A 17,991-nucleotide genomic window follows, 5' to 3' on the forward strand; every position below is an offset into this window, starting at 1 on the left:
TACGGCTAATGTTTCCTGTACGGCTAATTTTCTTCTTACACTTCTACTTCATAGACTATATGTCTCACATACGTGTGACCAGCCTGTGTAAAAGATTGTTGAAAGCCAGGTAAATTACAGTCATCAGGGATAAACTGAGGCTCAATACACATGCCCGCATGAGGGCCATATACTGTACCTCCATGACCTATGTCTTGAAGCCAATTCCCCGTATAAAATTGATAACCTGGTGCATCAGAATAGATTTGCAAGCTTAAGTCAGGCACTCTAAATTCGCCACATAAGGCTAACTCTGACTGATAATTTTGCCCCAGTTGTAGCGATGTACTCGAATCAATTGACTCTTTTCTAGCTATTCCCTCTTTTCCATTAAAAAGATAGTAATGATCATAACCACGCCATTCTTCCAAGAGGTCTTTATGAGCCTTCAATCGCTCACCTATAGATGCCCAATTAGTAAAATCATAGGCCGTCCCCTCTACATCTAATACGTCCCCAGTAGGAATAGAATAAGCTCCAAAAGGCGCCATTTGGTTTGCCTTTAAATATACCTCATGATTGGCTACAGACATACGCTGAGTTTCTAGTTTTGACTCAGCTTTTGCTGTCTTTAGTTCTGCAGCTGTTACAGCGCCAACAGGATGACCATTTAAATTAAAATAGCTATGACCTGTAATATTTACAACCGAGTTTTCACTCGTTTCATAAGCATAACAAAGATGTAAGGCTGTTCCCTCTAATCGGATAAACAAAGTAACATCTAATACGCCTGGAAATCCATCAGAATCTAAAGTCGCGCCCAAGATTAAAGTGTTTTCTCCTTGCTTGGTTTGTGAGTTATCATGCCAAACTGGGGCCAGGGCTAACGCCTTCTCTAATTTAACTAAGTCGTTACGGTCCTTTTGCGTCCAATTAGTAAAACTTAAGCTCTCTGCCCCACTATGTAACAAGTTAGGCCCATTATTAGGCGTCCATGTATATTCTACGCCATCAATTTCAGTGCGAGCTTCACTAATGCGATTAGCTACACGTCCCACAGTAGCCCCTAAATATGCCGTTCCCTGTAAGTAATCTTGAAGTGTATCATAGCCCAACACAATATTTCGATTTAGGGATTTCACAATAAAATCTTTAATAATGGCTCCATAACTTAAGATATGAACAGTTATGTCTTCATTACTTAGCTCATACTCATAGACTACTTCGCCATTTGGTAAATAGCCAAATTCAAGCCTTTTACGCATCCTATGCCCCCTTACTCGATTTGATCACATCGAACTATCCTCCAATACGCCACATGGCGCGCTTAGGTGTTTCCATATCAATACCATCATGCTTTTCTTGGCGCAATTGTAATGTATCAGCAATATGCAAGGCTAACTCATCAGCGCTAGCACCAGCCCGCACAAGACCAACTAAATCGGCCTCGTCATCGCGCAATAAGCAAAGGCGTAATTTGCCATCACTAGTCAAACGCACGCGATTGCACGAATCGCAATAGGTGTGACTCATAGGGAAAATAAAGCCCACCGTGCGACCATTAGGCAGCGTATAGTAAGTTGCGGGCCCAAAGCCCTTTACTTCAGATTTCGGCACTAATACACCACCTGTAATGCGCTCTAATTGCCCCTTCCACTCATCAAAGGTAGGCCCTCTAAAGGCGGCGCCTTGGAATGGCATATATTCAATAAAGCGCCATACCACTGGCCACTTCTCCATATAATCTAATAATTGACGCACCACATCATCAGCCATAGCATCCATAAGCACCGTATTGATCTTGACCACATCATAACCAGTGGCAATAGCCGTTTCAATACCTTCTATAACGGGCTGCAATTGACCGACTCGCCCCGTGCGATAATTAAATGTTTCTTCATCTACCGCATCAAAGCTAATATTAAGGCGCTGTAAACCTAAATCATGTAGTGTTTTAGCGCGGTCTTTTAACAAGCTACCATTCGTCGTCATCGATATGTCAGAAAACCATTGACGTTCCTGCAAGCCTTTCAAGAGCTCTTCAAGTCCTGGGTATAAGAGAGGCTCACCGCCGGTGAGACGCACTGCTTTTATACCAAGTTTATAAAAGGCTTCCAATATAATGAGCCATTCAGCAGGACTCAATAGATTCGTCTGGCTATGAGCCGTAATAATCTCTGGTCGGCAGTAGGGACAGCAAAAATTGCAGGCCTCTGTGAGCGATACCCGTACATATTCAATTGTGCGATTCCACGAATCCTTAACCATATATACCTCTTTAATAGCTTTTTGGTATTTTCATAAATCTATTCATAAATCTATTTACAAATCTAATCATAAACCTAATCATAGCCCTATGAATATACCAGCCTTCTTATAAACATTATATGCGTGCCATATTTTAACAATACACGCTTAGGAAATGTTATCAATGTATCTGCACCTACGCCAGTTTTTTATTCACCGACGCGAACTTCATCATTAACTTTAATCGTACCACCTACAATGACTTTTGCAAAAATGCCCTGTGTAGGCATAATGCAAGAGCCCACTTGCTGTTGAATTTCACAACCCGAGTGACATTCTTTGCCGATTTGCGTCACTTCAAGCTCAATTTCTTGCCCTGTTTCACCAATGTATAATTTGGTGCCTACTGGCAATTCATAGAGCACAATCCCTTCAATGGTAATATTTTCTGCAAAATCGCCAGGGTTAACATCCGCCCCTTTAGCACGCATCAAATCTATACTTTGAATACCTAATAGGCTAATTTGACGATGCCATTTACCCGCATGAGCATCGCCTTCCATACCAAAATCAGGAATTAATTTAGCCTCAGGAATATTATGTTTTTTCTGTCCTTTTCTTTCACTTATAGAAATAGCAATTACCTTTGCCATATAGTATCCTTTCTTTTATGTACCTACAATTCGCTTATGTACTTACAATTTAAAATAGCACCATACTCTACAAGTAAGTATGACATCATTGCCTACTCACTGTATGTTGCCCCTGCAACAAAGCAAGAAAAGTATGCCAATAAGGCTGTTAAAATTGCCAATTAAGGCATTTCCTAGGATAATATTTTTTCATCAAGGTTATTCAGTACACTTAAAGTATACCGAAAAAGTTACTTCTTTAGAATTTATTATACCACTAAATACCTTTATTAAATACCTTCTAAATAAAGAAATCTGTATGCAATTTTCCTCTAGGAGTACTCATTACATACAGATTTTTATAATTATAAACTATATTATTACGTGTTTTTTATCTGAAATTACTAGTTCACTATTTGAACAATATATTATGTATACTGACTAGGCAATTACTTTGTCTAAAATCTTAATCCTCTGCAATCTCTTTAGCTTCGCCAAAGCCGTTGAAAATTAGATTTAAAATTACTGCTGTTAAGCTACCCAACGTAATCCCACTGTGAAGTAATACCGCTGTCCAGCTTGGGAAATTATGGTAGAAATTTGGTTCAGTCAATGTAACCATACTCATACCAATACTTACTGCTACAAGCATTAAATTATAATTTCCATCAAAATTAACTTTAGATAATGCGCGAATCCCGCTCGCAATGATCATGCCAAACATAGCAAGGCCCGCACCACCAAGTACAGCATTGGGGATACATGCTACAATAGCTGCCATCTTAGGCACTAATCCAAGCACTACAAGAATGAGACCAGACGTAGCTCTACAAAGCGGCTCTTAACCCGTGTTACAGCAATTAGCCCCACATTCTGAGCAAAGGCCGTATAAGGGAAGCTATTAAAAATCCCGCCTAGCATAGTGGATAAACCATCTGCGCGCAAACATTTAGCAAGCCCTTTACGCCCCATTGGCTTATCTACGATTTCACCAATGGCCACACAGTCCCCTGTAGTCTCTACCATAACTACAATCATAACAATAATCATAGAAATTACGGCGCTAAGACTAAAGGTAGGGAACCCAAAGGAAAATGGTGTAATCACGCCAAACCAATTCTCTGTTGCCACTTTACTGAAGTCCACTACGCCCAAGAAGGTAGCGATAATCGTACCACACACGAGCCCAATGAGAACTGAAATATTACTCAAGAAGCCCTTACAGAATCGATACACTAAAATAACGATGGTCAACGTAATAAAAGCTAACATCAAATTCATAGGACTGGCAAATTCTGGCGAATTAGGATTGCCGTAACCGCTAATCCAGCGTACCGACACGGGCAATAAAGTGATACCAATAATGGTAATAATCGTCCCTGTCACCACTGGTGGGAACAAGCGAATCAAGCGGCTAAAATAAGGCGCAATTAAAAAGGTAAAGAGCCCCGCCGCAATAATAGCCCCATAAATAGCGGGCATGCCGCCTTGTTGACCAATCACAATCATAGGTGTAACCGAAGCAAAGGTAACCCCTTGAATCATCGGAATGCGCGCCCCCACTTTCCAAAATCCCAAGGTTTGAATCAAGGTCGCAATACCGCAAGTAAATAAGTCAGCATTAATTAAATGAATTAATTGTTCGGCTGATAAGCCAAGTTGTTGCGCCACAATAATCGGCACCGCTACGGCCCCTGCATACATGGCCAATACATGTTGCAAACCGTAAGCAAAGAGCTGCGTCGGTGGCAACATTTCGTCAACTGGATGGACTTGGTTAGCCTCAAGTTCGACTACTTTGGTTTCATTGTCGTTCATAATAACCCCCATGTAAAACCTATACATCGCAAAACCTCTTAATACCTATTCATTCTATCTTATACAATCATCTAATGACAAGGGTATTTCTTATATTATTTGGTTATAATGATAAGAACATTTATTTACAACTCTCTTTTAAATGTTCGGATTATTAAAATTTTGCGTATTTTTATATCTCCCTTTATAATAGGAATGTGAATATTTACAATTTATAACATGTAACATTGTATACTACGTGATTTTATGTTGAGGAGTGTTTCCATGAAACGAGTACTTACCTTTTGTCGGTATATGGGCAAAGAACTCTTTGATGACTACAATCGTCACAATATTTCGCGCCTAGCTGCTGAAACTACATATTATTTAATTTTATCCATCGTACCTTTCCTAATCATTATTTTAAGTGCCATTACGGTATTTTTAAATCATGATGTGGATACGATTCGCGAAGCTCTTATGTTATTACCGCCAGAGTCTCAATCGAGTTTACTCAGCGTAATTGATGTATTAGCAGAAAACCAAAGTAATACACTCTTTTCTGTGAGTATTATCTTCGCCTTTTGGACTTTGTCACAAAGCACAAAATCCCTAATCAATGCCATTAATTCCATCCTAGGATTAGATGATGTGGAAGAAAGCTTCATTCGAATGATTAGCAAGGCCCTCTTCTTTACGTTCATCGGTGCTGTCACTGGCTTGATGGGCCTAGTCTTATCCGTTTACGGACAATCCTTCTTACAATTATTTGGCGAAATGCTCGCCATCCCTAAAACAATTATTCGCTGGGCCTCTACCATCGCCACTTGGTTGCCTTTAGTGTCTATGTGGGTATCCTTATCCCTCTTCTATCACTATGCGCCGCGGCATGACACCGCGCGCTCTATTTCTTGGCGCCGTGCCTTTATCGGTGGCTTCATGGGCACTATTTTATGGCTGCTCTTAACCATTGGCTATCGTATCTACATTACAGATATCGCTGGCGGTGGCTCTGCTAATTATGGTCCTTTAGTGGGCATCATGATTCTATTCATTTGGCTCAACTTATCGGTTCAAACAATTTTAGTCATCGGTAGTGTTATTCACAACAATAATTTTATTTCCTATCTTCAAGCCTTTAAAAACCAACGAAAAATTAAAGAGAAAGAAGATAATTAGTTTTTAAGGATCTTAAGGAGTCATTAATGGACATATCCACCTTATTTTATTTCTTGCTCTCTTCCATCGCTCTTACCATTATGCCTGGACCAGACAATCTCTACTTACTTGCCAAAAGTATCTCTGATGGCGCTAAGCAAGGTGTTACACTCGCAGCAGGGTTAGCCTCAGGCATTATCTTTCATACAGCGTTAGTTATCTTCGGTGTAGCTGCGGTTATTGCGAGTACACCAGAAGCCTTTTTAATGCTGAAATATTTAGGCGCCTTCTATCTGTTCTACCTAGCACGCCAGGCCTACTCCGCTAAACCTAGACCGATGGCTCCGAATCCAGCTACCAACTTAGATGTCAATTCCGAGCAAGTTAAAGACTCCAATAGTACTAAAAATAATGACGCTAGCACTAATAACAGTAGCAATATGAGCAACACTAGTACTAATACTAATACTAGTGCTAATACTAACGTTAACACCAGCAGAAACACTGGTACTGACACCAGCACTAATCATAGTCATAGCAAACAGCAAGGCCTACTCAGTGGCTTTGCTACCTATCGCAAAGGCTTATTGATGAATATCTTAAATCCTAAGGTATTACTGTTCTTCCTAGCCTTTTTACCACAATTCGTAAATCCTACCGGCCCTGCACCAAGCTTGCAAGTAGCCTTACTAGGTTTTCTATTTAGCTTGCAAGCGTTCATTATCTTCTCGGCTATCGCTATGGGAGCCGGACGCGTTAGTCACTTCCTAAATCAAAGCGAAGCACGACAAATTGTAATGAATAAAATACAAGGTTTAATCCTCATTATCATCGGCGGACTCTTGCTGTTCTTTTAAATTGACAGTCCAATGCTGCCCTTGTTATAATGATTTAGTATTACGATAAGGGGATATAAAATAAAAAAAAACTCCGTCTAGAGGCCTTTAAAATAGCCTTATGTAGATACTTTATGCGCCTATAGCTCAGGGGATAGAGCGCCGGTCTCCGGAACCGGGTGCGCAGGTTCGAATCCTGCTAGGCGCACCACTGATGTTTACTGACTTTTTAGAAAAAATAGAATAAAAAATATTGGCTAGTAAGCCAATTTATATGCCAATTTGTAAAGAAAAGGTAGAAAATGAATGTTCATTTTCTACCTTTTTTGTTATAAATAAGACTTTTATTTGTTTAGCATAATTTGTAGTCTATCGCTTATTACATATTTAGCAATTACAACCTTCTCATCCCAAACCACTGTGCTTCTTTATCCCAAAACAATTGCACGGTTAAATCAGTAGCTATTCTACGCTCATAGCCATATTTAGCTCCTGGAGGCATATATTCATGTTCACTAGTCACAATATAACGACCTGTCGCATCGCTATTAGTTTCAGTCCTTAAACGATGCCATTGATTCGGTGTATATCCCATGGTTGCTAAACTATCCAAGGATACATATGTTACCCACTGTCCATCACGTTTACCAATAAGCCAAAAACCGCAGTTCTTGCCATGAGCGCCTACATCAGCAGTTATTTCATAAAAAGTACCTTTAGGAAGTACTGCATATATAGGTCGAATAACAAAGGCTACACCACCTCTAGCTCCATCATAGTTAATAAAGGACATATAATCCTTCGTACCATCGGCACTCATTAATTTTAAAGTGCCATTTTTTAAATTTACAAATTTTAAAGCTTCATTATCTTCTGTAAAATGAAATTCTGTTTTATCCATATAGAGAATCGCTCGATCTGTAGAAGATAAAAAACCACGCTCCCTTGTGCTCATCACATGGCTTGACCTTGTAGCATTAGTCCCGCTCAGTGATGAATTACTGTCTTTATCAAAGTTCGCCTCGCTCCCTATAGCGCTAGCCCCCAAAGAGCTTCCAATAACACTTAAAGAAAAAAATAACATTGTACCCCAAATCTTTAACGACTTCATACCTAACACATCCCTTCACAAAACAATCTAATTAATCTCTCCTATCATTCTAATTCGTCACAACCTAAACAAAATCCTTTTCAATTATCTTATTCACATAGTCAAAATAAAGCAGAGATGCTCTTTTTTATTACTAGTTTTTATTGTAAGATAGAAGTAATTAAATCTAAGACAGCTCATTCTATTACCAGTACAAAGTAGCAAGTCTTAAGGTGAATTTTGGGGAGGATATATGGGGTTTCTAATTTTATTTTTATCCATCATTGCCTATACTTTTATTGGCGTAATTATGTTGCGTATTCTATACGAAATATTATCACTATTTGGATGGCATCAATTCTTACTTCAACCTTTTATAATCAACACGCTAGAATTCTTGCATATTCCCGCAGTTATGACTTACATTATCGCTGCTTGGGTACTGCTCTTTATCCTTAGCATGATTCTTTTCTTCCAACTACCATTTTTACATAATTTCTTTTTACATTTTCAAAATGTCACTAAGCTTGAAGGTACAACAGGTAATTACATACAAACGGCCTGGAATGATGTGTGCCGTCGGGCTAATGTCAGTCCGTATCTCTACACGCTTTATTTACAACATCATGACATTCCCTCGGCATTTGCTTTTGGTCATAATCGTGTAGTCGTTTCCAAAGGACTTCTCTTTACAGTTAATGACCAGGAACTACGCAGTGTATTAGCCCATGAATTAAGTCATCTTGTGCACCGCGACACTACTTATAGCTTAAGTTATGTATCAATTCAATACGCTAATACATGTTTTATTTACATATTCAGATTTTATAATTACATCCTATTCGGCATATATAATATATTGCGTTTTATTCCTATCATCAATTTTATTGCCCTCATCTTTATTTTACAAATTAAGCTAATCAATTACATCATTTTCATCTTACGCTCTGTTATCCACTATATATTTCAGTTTTTGGTACCTTTTGGATCCAGGACGGCCGAGTATCGAGCTGATAAATACGCCCATGAACTAGGTTATGGTGAAGCACTTGCTTCCGCTCTTAATAAATTATCTGTCTATTCCTATGATGAACCAGGAATTTTTAATCAGCTTTTAGCCTCGCATCCACCAATCCATAAGCGTATTGCTCGCTTACAAGAACTAAGCAAAAAATAATTAATAGAAAAATATAACCCATGACCGGTACTTCATAACACTACTCATTATTATATTGTTGCCGGTCTTTTTATAAAGTAAATATAGCTTTTGCCTACGAAATAAGTTGTCTCCTTACTGATTTTTCTTTACAAATCATTGATTTAGTATTAAAATTAATGCATGCACATGCATTCATTTATTCTAGTTAGCATCTAGTTAGCATCTAGTTAGCATCTAGTTAGCATCTAGTTAGCATCTAGTTAGTATCGAATTAATACCAAGCTAATGTCTAGTCAAGTATAAATATCAATAGGAGGTTCTCCATGGATACGCAGACAAATACACAAACAAATATGACCTTAAAAGAGTCCATCAAGGTCAATCAACTACAACTTTCCAATCGTTTAGTTATGCCTCCAATGGCCACCCGCACATCTCCAGATGGCTCTGTTACGGAAGGCGTTATTGACTATTATGTAGCACGCACTACTGGCGAATCTGTAGGCTTGCTTATAACGGAGCATAGCTATATTACACCAGAAGGTCGCGCTGATGATAAGCAAATGGGTTTAGATTCAGATGATAAAATTCCAGGCCTTAAGAAATTAACTGATGCCATTCATCAAGCAGGCCAAAGTAAAATCTTTGCCCAAATTAATCACGCCGGCAATATGACTACCTCTGCTATTACCGGGCATCCCACAGTTAGCAGCAGTGCCATTATTTCTCCAGCTGGGCGCAGCAAGGAAATGCCTCGTGAATTAACTATTTTTGAAATCAAACAAATTATTACCTTCTTTGCCCAAGCCGCAGCACGCGCTAAAGCAGCTGGTTTTGATGGCGTGGAAATCCATGCTGCTCATGGTTATTTATTAAACCAATTCTACTCGCCACTCAATAATAAACGTACTGATTTATATGGTGGTAGCTTAGATAATCGTATTCGTCTTCACTTAGAAGTAATCAAAGCCGTTCGCGATGCTGTAGGCCCTGACTATCCTGTAGCTTTGCGATTGGGCGGTGCTGACTATATGGAAGGTGGCGCGACTATTGATGATGCTGTATATGCAGCAAAACAATTTGAAGCCGCTGGCATTGATTTAATCGATTTATCTGGTGGCATGTGCCTTTACATGCGCAAAGATCATCTAGAGCCAGGTTATTTTAGTGACATGAGTACTGCTGTAAAAGCAGCCGTGTCTATCCCTGTTATCCTCACCGGTGGTATTAAAACTGGTGCTGACGCACAACAGCTTTTAGAGAATAATGCAGCTGATTTAATTGGTGCTGGCCGCATCATGATTAATCAACCAACTTGGGCTAATGAAGTATTAAAAGAAAGCTAATCCCCTATGGAGCGCAAACTTCTATAAGGATATATTAGCCCTGACCTCAAGAAGACCTTAACTCGCCACCTTATAGTAACAAATCTAATCATTATACTCATGATTAAAACTCTTATAATACTGCGTTCAATCGTTTATAATAATTACAGTATTTACTATATTTTATTTAATAATTATTTATGAAAGGATATATTTATGAAATTCTCCCATTCTGACATTATTGATATTTTTAACTATCGCTATGCATGTAAAAAATTTGATGCTAACAAGCAAATTCCTGAAGCCGATTTCAACACGATTTTAGAATCTGCTCGCCTATCCCCTAGTTCTTTTGGCTTCGAACCATGGAAATTTTTAGTAGTAGAGCGCCAAGAACTAAAGGACAAACTCTTCCCTATTTCCTGGGGTGGACAAAACAGCCTAAAAGGTGCTAGCCATTTTGTTATTATGTTGGCTCGAAAAAAAGCAACAACGACTCCAGATGCGCCATACATTACGCATATTATGAAAGATATTAAGCATATGCCAGAAGATGTAATGAACATGGTAGGCAATGCGTATCAAAATTTCCTAGAAAATGATTTTAAAATCCTTGAAAATGAACAAGCCATGTTTGACTGGGCTAGCAAGCAGACTTACATTGCCTTAGCCAATATGATGACTGTAGGCGCTATGCTAGGCATCGACTCTTGCCCTATTGAAGGCTTCAATAAAGAAGCTGTGGAAGCGTTGCTAGTAGAAGAAAGCCTTCTTAACAATGAAGAGTTTGGCGTATCTGTTATGGTAGGCTTTGGTTATCGCGACGAAGAACCACATCGTGAAAAAACTCGCCAGCCATTAGAAGATATTGTAGAATGGGTTAAGTAATTCGAGAATAAGAAAAACAATTTTAGAATGCATAAATAAATAACTATCGACAACTTTATATATAAATAAGCGATACCTAGAAGTAGTAGGTTCATATTACAGTTTGTTATGTAGCCCTACACTCCTTCGGTATCGCTTTTATTATGCCCTCAGTAATACATTTATCATGTAAACGGACGTTTCCCATGAATTAAACTACTCTTATGTCTCAATTTCAATCATAAGCATCGCTAAAATCTTACTATGGGCAATGCCTTTATCAATATGACTAAAACTTCAACTACGGCTTCACTAAACATCAACGTAATAATTTACTTATTAATGATTACGTATCTTTTGAAGCTTTACTTGGCGCGATATAACGGCTTGCTTGTCCATTTTTATTAACAATTTATGATTGTTTAATATATCAAAAAAGGCCGAATCTAGAACTTCTTTCACTACCGTACTCAAGGCCCTAGCCCCCGTTTTATAGGTTAAAGCCCTGTCAGCTATGGCTTCATACGCTCCCTGAGTAATATCTAACTGATTGCCTAAGAAGGCAAATAAAACTTTATACTCCTCTAGCACGCTGTGTTTAGAGCTCTTCAATATATCAACTAAGCTAGCCGCATCTAACGCCTCATAGCGAATACGCCAAGGCGCACGGCCTACTAATTCTTCCATAAAACCATAATGAATTAATTGTCGATCTGTAATCTCATTTGTCCAATGCAAAGTGTTTGCATTGGTAAAACTCGACTTTATAGTATCACCTATTATCTCATCTCGTTTTATAGCATCCCCTTTTATAATATCTTCTTTTACTGGCTTCCCTTTTACAATATCTCGTTTTACAAACTCGTCATTTTCATGACCTTTCACAGTATCATTATTTCTTGACTCAGCCTTAATGAAGCCGGTATGATTAGCAGCCTTTTCCTGATTATTACTAGGTAGAGAAAATCCAACCCGTCTCGATATGTATTCTTCATCAAAGCCATTGAAAGCCCCCATGAGTATAAAGAGCATATTATCGGTACGAAGGTAAATCCGCGGTATATCATTGACTTGCACTTCCAAGGTAGTGCCTTCCATAATTTTAAGTAAATCCCCTTGATAGGACATTTCAAAGGCTTGGTGATCAAGGCTCATTTGTCTATTAAAACGCCGCTTATCAAATTCATCTAGGCAGATAATAGCTCGTTCAGCAATTTCAATTACTTGATCTACATTTTGGGCCGTTAATTCTGTTAATTGAGATTTAAAATAAGCTTGCCTGAAAATCTCTTCACCAATTTCAGGCAAACTTTTACTCCCCTTCCAACCTGTAGGTGCATATTGTAACGCATTCACTTCAACTAGTGGGCAATTTAGTTTTGGATAGGTCGCTAAGGCTCGAAACGTTTCCGTCTTGCCGGTGCCAGTAGCCCCCATAATAATGGCGTTTTCTTTATTGTGAAGTGGCGTCACATGATGTTGATTGTACTGACAGCGATTCAAATGTAGCGCCACTACCGTAGCAATTTGTTTTAGCGCCCTATCTTGCCCCTTCACATATAATTGCATATGATTATAAATCTTCTGTGCCCGTACCATAAGCCCCTCCATTACGATTTTACAATTGGCCATTACCTTATACAATTTCTATTACCTTATACATTAGCTTTTACGTTAAATTTAACCCCAATAGTAACTTTAACTAGCATACTATTTTTACCAAGCATATCGCCTAACTTACAGATGGTCTTTAATTTATAGATTATCTTTAACTTATAGATTCCCTTTGATTTACAGATTATCTTCACCTTACATAACATCTTCAATCTGTATATTCTACTTAACAAAAATATACAATACGACAATTTTTACTGTCAATACGTAGATTTAAACACTTTATATTATACTTATTGCGTATTTCTTATACTTGCGATACTATAAAAGTAACAAATTGTAAAACGAGGTATACAAAATGCTAACTACTCAATCAGTCACTCCCGATCAACTAAGTTCAAATAACAGTCCAGTATCTAATTTTGCTGAGCTTTTCAGTGCGCAATTAAGTCATATTCGCAAGAAACGTGGCTTTGATACAGCACGCAGCTTTTATGAATATATAGCTAATTACTACCAAGCGGCTAAGCTTCCTTGCCCCATTACTTACGCCACCTATGCAGCCTATGAAAATGGAACACGTCAACCTAAGCTTGAAATTGTGGCGCAACTGGCTCGCTTTCTTAATGTGTCCTTAGATGTACTCTTACATATGTATAATGAAGATTATATACTCACTCTTTTGCACAATCTCAATTACAAAGCCTATGCCCATGGAGCTCATATTATTATCTATTTTGACTCCCATAAATTAATTGGTATCCGAAAAGACCTATTTCTAAAACACCTTCATCAAGGGCAATTAGGCTGGTCGCAATATATGGAGCATCATATACATACATTGTTGCAGGCAAGCTTCAAAAAGTACTCAGAACAGAATATAGTTTTAGGCGATCATTTAGTCGCAAGCGCCATGGCCGTTTTATTGCATATTGATTTTAAACAATTCGAAGCACAATATGAAGCGCATCGCCAAGCATTAAGACATGCCATGATAGACAATATTACGAATGCCCTTATTTTTTATTACTTAACCAATACCAACCCTTTGGAGAATATTGAACTAGTTAGACAATTCCTTACACTAGTAGATGAATATTATACGACAGGTGTCTTTGCTGATGAATATATAGAAGAACACTATCCAGAAACGCTGCGGCATATGTTTTATCACTCTGACACAAGAGAGCGTATCCCCTACATTGATGAATATATTTGTGGGCTCTTAGGCTTAACCGAAAATGAGCCACAGCATATTAAAATGGCTTTCTTTACCTCCCTATTCTATGGTTTAGATTTAGAGGTTATTTATGACAAACAACAATTAGAAACACAGCCTACCTTTATTACCTCCCTACACTATCATGGTGAGCCTGATAATTCAGCCCAGAATATAATAAGTGCAGAAGCACTAAATAGTCACAGCCTAATAGAAACAGCTGAAAAACTTGGACTCTATATCCCGAAAGTAGAGAGAAAAACTAATAAATAGTAGTCAAAACTGATTATTCAAATAAAACAAAAAAAGCTGTAACTATCTAAAAACAAAAAAGAACTATAATCATCTAAAATCAAAAAAGATCTGTAATCATCAAAAACCCAAAAAGAGCTGTAACTATCTAAAACAAAAAAGAGCTGTAACCATCATTGCATACTAGCGCACCCCTTATTAGATTCATCCAATCTAATAAAAGGAAACGCATCAGTATTCATTGGGTTACAGCCCTTTTATTTTTCAGCTTATATTTTATTAAAAAGAAACGCCTAAATTTAATTATTTACAGCTTTATTAGTCATGCTTTAATTGCTTATTACCAATGCCAGTTTTTCTAAAGATAGTGAAACAAAGGCTTAAGATAATAGCCACTACCGTAGCAAGGCCCATACCTTGTAATACAACAGGACCAATGGTCACTTGTGCGCCACTAATACCAGTGATAAGCACCACGGACGTTAGAATCAAATTGTCTGGTCGTGTATAGTCTACTTTTCGCTCTACTAACATACGCAAACCGGAGGCAGCGATGATACCAAAGAGTAGTATACTTACACCACCCATTACTGGTACTGGAATGGCATGAATGACAGCTGCTACCTTACCGATAAAGGAGAACACAATAGCGAGGACGGCAGCCCCACCAATAACATAGACACTGAATACGCGCGTAATGGCCAAGACACCAATATTTTCACCATATGTAGTATTAGGTGTAGCACCGAAGAAACCAGATAAAATATTAGCCAAACCATCACCTAGTAAAGAGCGCTCTAAGCCAGGATCTTTCATAAGGTCGCGACCTACGATATTGCTCGTTACTACCAAATGCCCTACATGTTCTGCAAATACAACAAATAGAGCCGGCATAATCATTAAAATAGCATTTACATTAAACTGAGGCGAAGTCATGTGAGGCAAGGAGAACCATGCGGCTTGCTCTACATTAGAGAAGTCTACAACGCCCATAATTGCCGCTAGTACATAACCAGACACAACGCCAATGAGCACGGGAATAACAGAGAAAAATCCGCGGAATACTACGGTCCCTAAGATGGTAATACAAAGGGAGAACATAGAAATAGTCACCACTTGCGTGTGAGTCATGCCTAAACTTTGCCAAGAATCACCAGTAATACCAGCCATGCCCATAGCTACAGGAGCTAATTCTAAACCAATAACGGCTACAATGGCGCCCATAGCCGCTGGAGGGAATAATACATCAATCCAGCCAATCCCTACAAAGCGAACAATAAAGGATAGCACTACAAAGGCTATACCGAAGGCAATAAAGCCTCCTTGTGCTGCTTCATAAGGCATCCCTGCTGCCATTACAGACAAGACAGGGGCAATGAAGGCAAAGCTAGAACCTAAATATGAAGGGATTTTACCTTTACAAATAAATAAGTATAAAATAGTCCCAATCCCATTCATAAATAATGCTGTCGCTGGGTCAGCTTTCAATAAATAAGGAACTAAAACAGTAGAGCCAAACATGGCAAATAAATGTTGGAAACTAAGTGGCAACATGGCCGCATTACTAGGCCGCTCCGTCACATCAATAAAGTCTTTCATCGTCTCCTAATCCTTTCGTACAAATACAAGAAATAAACGTATTTACTGTAATCTACACGTCCCGGCGTAAAACGACTGCGCGTTTCTTCGCGAAGGGAAGGAATATGTCCGGCTATGCCAATCTTCTGTTTTGCTAATGCTGTACGATGGGCAATATTAAACAAAATTGAAATGGCAATAATATTCATAAATAACGAGGACCCACCATAGGATACAAATGGCAACGGTACCCCTGTAACAGGAATCATACCGCAAACCATGAGCATATTAAATACGGCCTGTCCACCGATAACAATAGTAATACCGGAGGCTAATAGTTTGCCATAGTAGTCCTTAGCATTACTTGCAATGCTAAAGCCATAAACCATAAACATGCCCACAACAAAGGCCAATAACAAGGAACCTATAAGACCTGTTTCTTGCGCCCACACGGCAAAAGCAAAGTCCGTATGTGCTTCTGGTAAATAATAATACTTGGCTGTACCTTGCGCCACACCTTGGCCAAAAATACCGCCAGACCCAATGGCCACCATACTTTGCACACTTTGATAACTCAAGCTCTGTGCATATCCCCAAGGATCATACCATGCAACAATACGTTTCCAACGATATTCCGAATGTTGAACCGCCATAAAAGCCAGAATCCCTAGCACTACTACAGTTCCTACAAAGAGTTTCAATTGCGCTCTAGAAAGTCCTCCTAATAAAATGAGCATAACGGGTAGCGCTAAAATAATAGCTGCCGTCCCCGTATCCGGTTCCACAAAGGTTAAGGCAGCAAAGACCATAGGCATTAACAAAGCTCTTGCAAAGAATGGACCATCCTGACCTTGCCACCCCTTAGGAAAGGAAAAGGGCCATTTGTAATTATACGTTTCAAACCACGAAAGCCCATGCTTTTGAATACGTCGCTGTAAATCAATATAGTGAGCACTCACTAAAATAGCCCCCAGCTTAGCAAACTCCGAAGGCTGAATCGATACGCCGCCTAAACGAATCCACCGCTGTGCACCATTGATAACATCACCTTTAATTAATACGGCAATGAGCCCCACTACAACAATTGTGACTGTTAAATACAGCGCTCTTTGGGTACGGAACTTTTCATAGTCCATGCGATAGCACAAATATCCTATAGCACAGGAAAAAATCAAATACCCTATATGACGAATATAATAGGATTGATACCATACGGCTTGCCCTTGAGAGGCAATCATGGTAGCACTGTAAATATTTATAATCCCAATAATAATCCACACCAAGCTAAAGAGCACAATGCCCTGTAAGTCGCTGCGAATAATATGAGCGCGCCAATACTTTATGGCTGCTTGTATCAGACTTAACATAGCCTACGCCTCCTCTGGCTTAATGGCTTCCAATCTGAAAATAGGTTGTCCTTTTTTACTAAATTTTTCTTCGTACTCTGTCTTTACATTTGGTAAATCAGTACTATGTAAATCATATGTCACATTTTTTAAAGTCCAACCAGAATTTTTAAACTCCTCCAAGGAGAATAAGAATAAGCCTTCATTGTCTGTTTTAAAATGAACTTCTCCGGCAGGCTTCAGCAAGCGCGCATAGCGATCTAAAAATGTATGATAAGTCAAACGGCGTTTAGCATGTCGCGCCTTTGGCCATGGGTCACAGAAGTTGATGTAGAAGCGGTCAACTTCACCTGGCTCTACAATATCTTCAATGCCGCCAATATCAAATAAAGTCACGCGCGCATTAGGAGCCGCTTGTTCAAAAATCTTCTGCGCTGCATAATATAATACCCCTAATTGCACCTCAAAGCCCAAGAAATTAGCCTCTGGATGTGCTTCTGCCATCCCTGCAATAAAGCGGCCTTTACCTGTGCCAAGTTCTAAATATAAAGGTTTTGTAGTATCCTCAAATAATTCACGCCATTGGCCCTTATGAGCTTCATGGTTTTCTAAAATTACATGAGAACTGTACTCGTGAATTGCTTCATCAATCCATGGTTTTCTACGTAATCTCATAGCATCTCCTTAAAATAAATCTCTAAACTAATTATAAAAAAGGTTTTCAATTCTAGCAAATAAAATCAAAGCCTTATTTCTATAAATGCACTATTATTCATTGTACCAACAAATACGCGTAGTTTCAATATAAAAAGCTCCTCTACAGCAAAGGTTTTAGTCCTAAATTAATAGGCTCAAATCCTTGCTGAGAGAAGCTTTACATGTGCTGCTCTTT

The 17,991-nt window shown here is 38.7% G+C and carries 14 protein-coding genes, 1 tRNA gene and 1 pseudogene; 7 read left to right on the plus strand and 9 right to left on the minus strand.

Features of this window, described 5'->3' with window-relative positions:
- Positions 1-35: 35 nt before the first annotated feature.
- The 4 genes and pseudogenes from QZR90_RS08505 to QZR90_RS08520 form a co-directional block, all read right to left on the minus strand.
- Complete coding sequence (locus tag QZR90_RS08505; protein ID WP_295790880.1) at positions 36-1,244, minus strand: aldose epimerase family protein; 1,209 nt, start codon at positions 1,242-1,244, stop codon at positions 36-38.
- Positions 1,245-1,278: 34 nt separating this feature from the next.
- Positions 1,279-2,247, minus strand: a complete 969-nt coding sequence (gene moaA, locus QZR90_RS08510) for a GTP 3',8-cyclase MoaA (RefSeq protein ID WP_295790883.1) — start codon at positions 2,245-2,247, stop codon at positions 1,279-1,281.
- 188 nt (positions 2,248-2,435) lie between these two features.
- Entirely contained in the window at positions 2,436-2,879 is a 444-nt protein-coding gene (locus tag QZR90_RS08515; protein ID WP_295790885.1) for an MOSC domain-containing protein, read from the minus strand.
- Between the two features lie 445 nt (positions 2,880-3,324).
- Positions 3,325-4,613 (minus strand): annotated as a pseudogene (locus QZR90_RS08520) (nucleobase:cation symporter-2 family protein).
- A 327-nt stretch (positions 4,614-4,940) separates the two neighbouring features.
- Here QZR90_RS08520 and QZR90_RS08525 point away from each other — a divergent pair.
- The 3 genes from QZR90_RS08525 to QZR90_RS08535 all read left to right on the plus strand — a co-directional run bounded on the left by QZR90_RS08525 (position 4,941) and on the right by QZR90_RS08535 (position 6,860).
- Positions 4,941-5,834 (plus strand): YihY/virulence factor BrkB family protein, encoded by an 894-nt coding sequence (locus QZR90_RS08525; RefSeq protein WP_295790889.1) that lies wholly within the window; start codon positions 4,941-4,943, stop codon positions 5,832-5,834.
- Between the two features lie 26 nt (positions 5,835-5,860).
- A complete protein-coding gene (locus QZR90_RS08530; protein WP_295790892.1) occupies positions 5,861-6,670 on the plus strand; it encodes a LysE family translocator in 810 nt (269 codons plus the stop codon).
- Positions 6,671-6,785: 115 nt separating this feature from the next.
- Positions 6,786-6,860: transfer RNA gene (locus QZR90_RS08535), tRNA-Arg, on the plus strand.
- 183 nt (positions 6,861-7,043) lie between these two features.
- Here the strand turns inward: QZR90_RS08535 and QZR90_RS08540 are convergent.
- Positions 7,044-7,760: a hypothetical protein gene (locus QZR90_RS08540; RefSeq protein WP_295790897.1), complete on the minus strand. Its 717-nt coding sequence runs from the start codon at positions 7,758-7,760 to the stop codon at positions 7,044-7,046.
- A gap of 232 nt (positions 7,761-7,992) precedes the next feature.
- On the opposite strand from QZR90_RS08540, the gene QZR90_RS08545 reads away from it, so the two are divergent.
- From QZR90_RS08545 to QZR90_RS08555, 3 genes are all read left to right on the plus strand, one after another.
- The gene (locus QZR90_RS08545) at positions 7,993-8,916 is read left to right on the plus strand and encodes a M48 family metalloprotease (RefSeq protein ID WP_295790931.1); all 924 of its coding nucleotides are present in this window, start codon (positions 7,993-7,995) and stop codon (positions 8,914-8,916) included.
- A 305-nt stretch (positions 8,917-9,221) separates the two neighbouring features.
- Positions 9,222-10,244 (plus strand): NADH:flavin oxidoreductase, encoded by a 1,023-nt coding sequence (locus QZR90_RS08550; RefSeq protein WP_295790936.1) that lies wholly within the window; start codon positions 9,222-9,224, stop codon positions 10,242-10,244.
- 195 nt (positions 10,245-10,439) lie between these two features.
- On the plus strand, positions 10,440-11,111 hold the full coding sequence (locus tag QZR90_RS08555) for an NAD(P)H-dependent oxidoreductase (RefSeq protein ID WP_295790939.1): 672 nt from the start codon (positions 10,440-10,442) through the stop codon (positions 11,109-11,111).
- A 318-nt stretch (positions 11,112-11,429) separates the two neighbouring features.
- Here the strand turns inward: QZR90_RS08555 and QZR90_RS08560 are convergent, their stop codons facing one another.
- Positions 11,430-12,722 carry an AAA family ATPase gene (locus QZR90_RS08560; RefSeq protein WP_295790943.1) on the minus strand — a complete coding sequence of 431 codons (1,293 nt, stop codon included), beginning with the start codon at positions 12,720-12,722 and terminating at the stop codon, positions 11,430-11,432.
- Positions 12,723-13,062: 340 nt separating this feature from the next.
- Here QZR90_RS08560 and QZR90_RS08565 point away from each other — a divergent pair, with 340 nt between their 5' ends.
- On the plus strand, positions 13,063-14,196 hold the full coding sequence (locus QZR90_RS08565; protein ID WP_295790946.1) for a helix-turn-helix domain-containing protein: 1,134 nt from the start codon (positions 13,063-13,065) through the stop codon (positions 14,194-14,196).
- A 297-nt stretch (positions 14,197-14,493) separates the two neighbouring features.
- Here the strand turns inward: QZR90_RS08565 and uraA are convergent, their stop codons facing one another.
- Genes uraA through trmB form a run of 3 tightly spaced genes read right to left on the minus strand, consistent with a single transcriptional unit; the run spans position 14,494 to position 17,774 of the window.
- Entirely contained in the window at positions 14,494-15,774 is a 1,281-nt protein-coding gene (gene uraA, locus QZR90_RS08570; RefSeq protein WP_295790947.1) for a uracil permease, read from the minus strand.
- Positions 15,771-17,120, minus strand: a complete 1,350-nt coding sequence (locus tag QZR90_RS08575) for an FtsW/RodA/SpoVE family cell cycle protein (RefSeq protein WP_295790950.1) — start codon at positions 17,118-17,120, stop codon at positions 15,771-15,773. The genes uraA and QZR90_RS08575 overlap by 4 nt, the downstream gene beginning before the upstream one ends.
- A gap of 3 nt (positions 17,121-17,123) precedes the next feature.
- Positions 17,124-17,774: a tRNA (guanosine(46)-N7)-methyltransferase TrmB gene (gene trmB / locus QZR90_RS08580; RefSeq protein WP_295790952.1), complete on the minus strand. Its 651-nt coding sequence runs from the start codon at positions 17,772-17,774 to the stop codon at positions 17,124-17,126.
- Positions 17,775-17,991 lie beyond the last annotated feature (217 nt).

Origin of the sequence: uncultured Veillonella sp. (assembly GCF_900545795.1) — a bacterium.
Taxonomy (GTDB): domain Bacteria; phylum Bacillota; class Negativicutes; order Veillonellales; family Veillonellaceae; genus Veillonella_A.